Origin of the sequence: Mycobacterium sp. KBS0706 (genome assembly GCF_005938675.2) — a bacterium.
Lineage (GTDB): Bacteria > Pseudomonadota > Alphaproteobacteria > DSM-16000 > Inquilinaceae > Inquilinus.
In genome coordinates this window covers 1-4,769 of record NZ_VCCH02000211.1, presented here as the reverse complement: position 1 = coordinate 4,769, position 4,769 = coordinate 1, and the positions used below count along the sequence as shown (strand labels likewise).

Annotated in this window: 5 protein-coding genes and 1 pseudogene; 1 reads left to right on the top strand and 5 read right to left on the bottom strand. The window is 65.7% G+C overall.

Annotated elements, in window-relative coordinates:
- Positions 1-57 precede the first annotated feature (57 nt).
- The 5 genes and pseudogenes from FFK22_RS41060 to FFK22_RS44970 all read right to left on the bottom strand — a co-directional run.
- Positions 58-342, bottom strand: a complete 285-nt coding sequence (locus tag FFK22_RS41060; RefSeq protein WP_138893571.1) for a hypothetical protein — start codon at positions 340-342, stop codon at positions 58-60.
- Between the two features lie 118 nt (positions 343-460).
- Positions 461-1,726, bottom strand: a complete 1,266-nt coding sequence (locus tag FFK22_RS41055; RefSeq protein ID WP_138893572.1) for a hypothetical protein — start codon at positions 1,724-1,726, stop codon at positions 461-463.
- A 91-nt stretch (positions 1,727-1,817) separates the two neighbouring features.
- Entirely contained in the window at positions 1,818-2,156 is a 339-nt protein-coding gene (locus tag FFK22_RS41050; RefSeq protein WP_138893573.1) for a hypothetical protein, read from the bottom strand.
- Between the two features lie 583 nt (positions 2,157-2,739).
- Entirely contained in the window at positions 2,740-3,141 is a 402-nt protein-coding gene (locus tag FFK22_RS44200) for a tyrosine-type recombinase/integrase (protein WP_221939273.1), read from the bottom strand.
- A 256-nt stretch (positions 3,142-3,397) separates the two neighbouring features.
- Positions 3,398-3,553, bottom strand: a pseudogene (locus FFK22_RS44970) (phage integrase N-terminal SAM-like domain-containing protein); the annotation flags it as partial.
- 832 nt (positions 3,554-4,385) lie between these two features.
- Between FFK22_RS44970 and FFK22_RS41040 the strand changes: the two are divergent.
- Positions 4,386-4,769, top strand: a 384-nt coding sequence (locus FFK22_RS41040) for a transposase family protein (RefSeq protein ID WP_186002959.1), incomplete at its 3' end; no start/stop codon positions are given.

Below are 4,769 nucleotides of genomic sequence, written 5' to 3'. Positions count from 1 at the left end.
CGATCGGCGCGGTAAGTGCCTGATTTCACTCGATGCTGAGGGATCCTGATCTGGCGCCTATTCACACGCAAGCGGCTGAAGCGGCCGCGGCAGCTCGACGATGCCGAGTTCGAGGCCTTCCTGAAAGAGCTGCGCCGGACCAAGGGCGTCCGGCCCATGCGCAAGGCGGCGCTGCTCGAGCCGAACCTGCGCGCCGCGTCCCTGGTGATGACCCCGGCCGCGCATCCCGACCTGGCCGGACTCGGTGCCGGGGGAGGGGAGGGGCACCGGGATCTCCGCGACATGGCGCTGCTGACCGCCGCCGACCGCAAGGGCGTGCCGCTCGAGGCGGCGATGGAGCACGACCGCTGGAGGGACGCGCGGACTGCGCGTGGTTATCGGCGGCACTCCTGTGGCAGGGCAACTTCACCGGCAAGCTGCTCGCGGACGAATAGGAGGGGCCAAATAGAGGTAGCCGCTCTTACTGAGAGGTCACCAGAACAGGGTGGTGATCCGAAGCGAAAACGGTGTTGTCGTCGAGCGGTTCGCTAAGCTTCACGGCAGTGAACGTCCGGGAGGCCAACGGTCCGGCGACGAAGACATTGTCGATCGGGGAATCGGCAAAGTTCGTGCTGACATAGGTGCGACCAAGCCCGCTTGTCAGGCTCTTGAATTTGACGGTGCCGATCAGCGCCTCGGTGAGAATGGCGTAGCTGTCGTCGAAGCCGTCTGTCGTCCCGCAGGTTTCGGGCGTCAGACCCGTGCTGCATCCGACGAGCGGCCGGAAGTCTTCCCCGAGCTTCTTGCCGGTCTTGCACTTCTCCACGAACGGCGTGTTGAAATCGCCCGCAACGAAGACGCTCTTTCCGGCGGCCACGTCAGCGGATGCGCGCTCGGCAACCACACCGAGGCTGGCCTCGCGAGACCGGGCTCGATCAAGCGCTTCATCCGTCGTCGCCGCGATGCCCGGATTGCGTGCTTTGGGCATTGCCTGCCTCACCGCCTTCTCGGCGTTCTCGACGGCGATCGCCTTCGCGACGAGGCCGAGTGCGTTTGCCGCCTTGATCAGGCCCTGAACACCCTCGGACGGCCGGCAGAAGCCCAGGCCGCTGGAATTCAAGTGAACGCCGTAGACGACAACCCCGCCCTCCAGCTCGACGCGCAAGATCCCCCGCGGGACGAAGGCGTCGGGAAGTTGGGACGGAATGCGAAGCTCCTCGACCGTGCCATTGTTCACTTTGGACGTGGCAAGGTCATAGATGAAGGGCGGCCGCAGCGGGTCCCGCTCAGGATGCTCTCTGTTGCGCTGTTGCTCGATCGAGGTGACGCTCACCACCGTCTTGGTCGTGACGATCCCGACCTCAAGCGCGTTCGGCCAGACGTCGGAATCGTTGCTGTGGTCCGTCGCAATGACAGTCGCATTGGCATAGCCGAGAAACCGGGCGACTTCAGCGGCCGCGACCACCGAGGTGATTTCGTCGAGCACGATCACCTGCGGCAGCGCATTGTCGGGTGTTGCCGCCCGGTAGGCGGCAGCGGCGCGGCCAATGGGATCCGCGCGCTTGAGAACCGATTCAGCGGTTGCGGCTTCGACATTCCATGTCGCGATCGACAGGGGCTCAGCCGCCACCGAGCCCGTGCCCAGCAGCACTATCGCGGCAGCGAGAAGCTGGATCTTCATGATCGTTCCCCCACGCAACCCATGAATGCCGAGGATAGCCGATCCCCTCTCATAGGTCAGCGGCATGCGCGACTCCGCGTCGAGCTGGATCACTCGCACGGGAGCCACCGCGTCCGCTGCGCTCGCCAGAGGGGCCGAGACCTTCCCTGACCGGCTGTCATTGGCCACCAGTCCGCCGCACCAACGCGTAGTCCGGTCGCCCCAAGGAAGGCTCCGTTATCCGACGCTGGGTGAGCGACTTGATGCCAAAGCCCCATGCCAGCTCATAATAGTCACCAGGATGGTGATATCCCTTGTTCCGGAACTCTTCGAGTGGGGCGGCGCCATATTGTCGGGCGAACAATTCGTCCACAGCTGCATGCGCAGCCGCTTTCTTCACCCTGCCGCCGCGTTCCTGCAGCAAACGGGGCATCACTTCCGTTATCAGATCACGGTACTCTCGCCAGTAGGGGAAATCACGTGGAGGCAGGGCGTTCTGCCAATCGCCTTTTGACATAGGCCCTCTCACGTTCCGAGCCGGATCAAAATAAACGCCCTCATGGCGCGCCGTGCGGGAGCATAGTCTTCTTAAGCGGACGAGAGCGTCAAGGCCGCCAACGGCATGAACTGGCCGAGCTTGGTCACCAATGCGTCATGCAACCCCTTGGCCGATGCCCTCACGTCCATGCGGCCTCCATCAAGTTTTCGGTCAATTCATTAAATGCATGGCCGGCACTTCGCGTTGATTTTCATCAAGGCGGCGAAGACGGACCATGCGGGGAACCCGGGCCGCGCGTGGTGGTCTCCGGGTGTGCCTCTTTGGGTCAGGTCGCGCTCATCGCCGGACATATGCTCCACCAGACGGACGAGCAGGCCGGCGCCGGCGCGGATCGGGCATCTCCTGCTGGAGCTGAGCATCAGGTCGGGGCGTTCGGTGTCGACACACACACACACAAGAGTTTCGCCCGCCCCTGACCCACTCCGTTCCAATCGTGGAACGATCCGGCTGCCGATGCGTTGGAGCTAGGAACCTCTGCTCATCACAGGGTAAGGAGGCATTATGACAATCGGGCAGCCACACGCCGGCCCCGATCCTCTCGTCATTTTGGTGGTGGAAGACGAATTCCTGGTGCGGATGCTGATCGCGGAATATCTGCGCGGCTGGCCGAGCAGAACCCCCGCCTTCGCGGGGGCAGGCTTTGGATGACGCGGATGTCGGTGTCCTGTTCCAGCAGGTGGGTGGCGAAGCTGTGCCGCAGCGTGTGCGGCGACACCCGCTTCTTGATCCCGGCGACCTCGGCGGCGGCATGGACGGCGCGGTTGAGCTGGCGGGTCGACAGCGGCTCGACCGGGTTGCGGCCGGGGAACAGCCAGCCCCGCGGCAGCAACACGCCGCGGCGCCGCCCCTCCCGCCACCAGCTGCGCAGCAGCTCGAGCAACTGCGGCGACAGCATGGCGTGGCGGTCCTTGCGCCCTTTGCCCTGCTCGACGCGCAGCAGCATGCGCTCGGAATCGACGTCGCCGACCCTTGAGCGCGACCACCTCGGAGACGCGCAGCCCGGCGCCGTAGGCGGTGGCGAGCGCCGCCTTGTACTTCGGCCCCGGCGCCGCCTGGAGCAGAAGGGTCACTTCCTCGACGCTCAGCACGGCCGGCAGCCGGCGCGGTTCGCGCACGACGGTGAGCCGCCGGGCCAAGTCCGGCCGATCCAGCGTCACGGTGAAGAAGAAGCGCAGGGCCGAGACCGCGCTGTTGACGCTCGGTGGCTGCACGCCGGTCTGGGTCTGGTGCAACTGGAAGCGGCGCAAATCCTCCGCCGTCGCCGTGCCCGGCGACCGGCCGATGAAGGCCGCGAACGACCGGACGTTCCGAACGTAATCGCTGCGGGTCTTCTCGTTGAAGCCGCGCACGGTCATGTCCTCGATCATGCGCTCGCGGAGCGCGCTGACGGGACGATGTGATGGATGCAGGGTCATCGGGGTGCTCCTCTCTCGAGCCGAAGGTTGCTGGACCTTCGATGCTCGGGATCGGATGACCTGGTCGTCACGCCTTACCGCTCACCCACCCACCACCATCGCCGAAAATGGTCCGCCTGCGACGCTCGCCCTCCCGCGAGAGCGGGTTCGTTCTCGGGCGGATTGCGGTCGTTGATTTCGCGGCCCAACGGCGACCGGTTTTCGCTAAGAAGCCGACATTACGTCGGCGTCCCGACAGCGGACTGTGCAAACTCGGCAGTCCGCTCCGATCAATCGGTGACGCCGGCTGGCGGTCACCGGGAGTGGTAGCAGAGTTGAGTCCTCCCTTCTCGAAGTGGCTGGCCTTTTTCAAACAGCCAGGCCGCCCGGACGGGACCATGCTGGACTGCGAACCGGCGCCAGGTCGTGACCCCTGGGGAGCGCGCGACATCCGGCAGTCGCCGCCCCGATCGGCGTCGGACCCTTGTCGATCAACCGTTATCGCGGCGGAATCGGAACTTGCGTCACCACCGTGCTGGCCGGGTCCACGCATTGGAACCCGACATAGTTCCATTGCCGGTCGGTTGCCAGCGCATAACGCCCGGTCCGGCCACAATAAGCGTCGCCCGTCGACTGCGCGTAACGGGGGCTCTGACTCAATTTTGATGGGATTGGGGAATCTGCTGGTGTTGGTTTCACGAGGGGAATCAACACCATGCGAGATGCTCTCCGGCCATCGGACCTTGTGCCACGCGGCTTCGTGGTGGATGAGGTCGGCTGCGATGCCGCGGGCATGCTGATCACGGTCCGCGCGGTGAACAAGGCGAGCGCCTGCCCCGACTGCGGGGCGATCTGCACGCGGGTCCACAGCCGATATCGCCGGTGTCTGGCCGACCTGCCCATGGCCGGCAAACCGGTTCGGCTGGTGGTACAGGCGCGGCGGTTCCACTGCGACGCGGTGCTGTGCGGGCGCCGGATCTTCGCCGAACGGTTCGACGCGGCCGTGCTGGCGCCGTGGGGACGACGGACCGCCCGGCTCGATTACATCATCCGCCATCTCGGGCTCGCGCTGGGCGGACGGCCGGCGGCGAACCTGGCGCGGAGGCTGAGGCTGCCGGTCAGCAACGACACGCTGCTGCGCGTCGTGCGCCGGCACGGCGGCTCCCGCTTCATCCCT

Coding starts and splice junctions, on each gene's coding strand:
- FFK22_RS41055 (WP_138893572.1), bottom strand. CDS start 1,726: ATGCCGCTGACCTATGAGAGGGGATCGGCTATCCTCGGCATTCATGGG.
- FFK22_RS41050 (WP_138893573.1), bottom strand. CDS start 2,156: ATGTCAAAAGGCGATTGGCAGAACGCCCTGCCTCCACGTGATTTCCCC.
- FFK22_RS44200 (WP_221939273.1), bottom strand. CDS start 3,141: ATGCTGCTGCGCGTCGAGCAGGGCAAAGGGCGCAAGGACCGCCACGCC.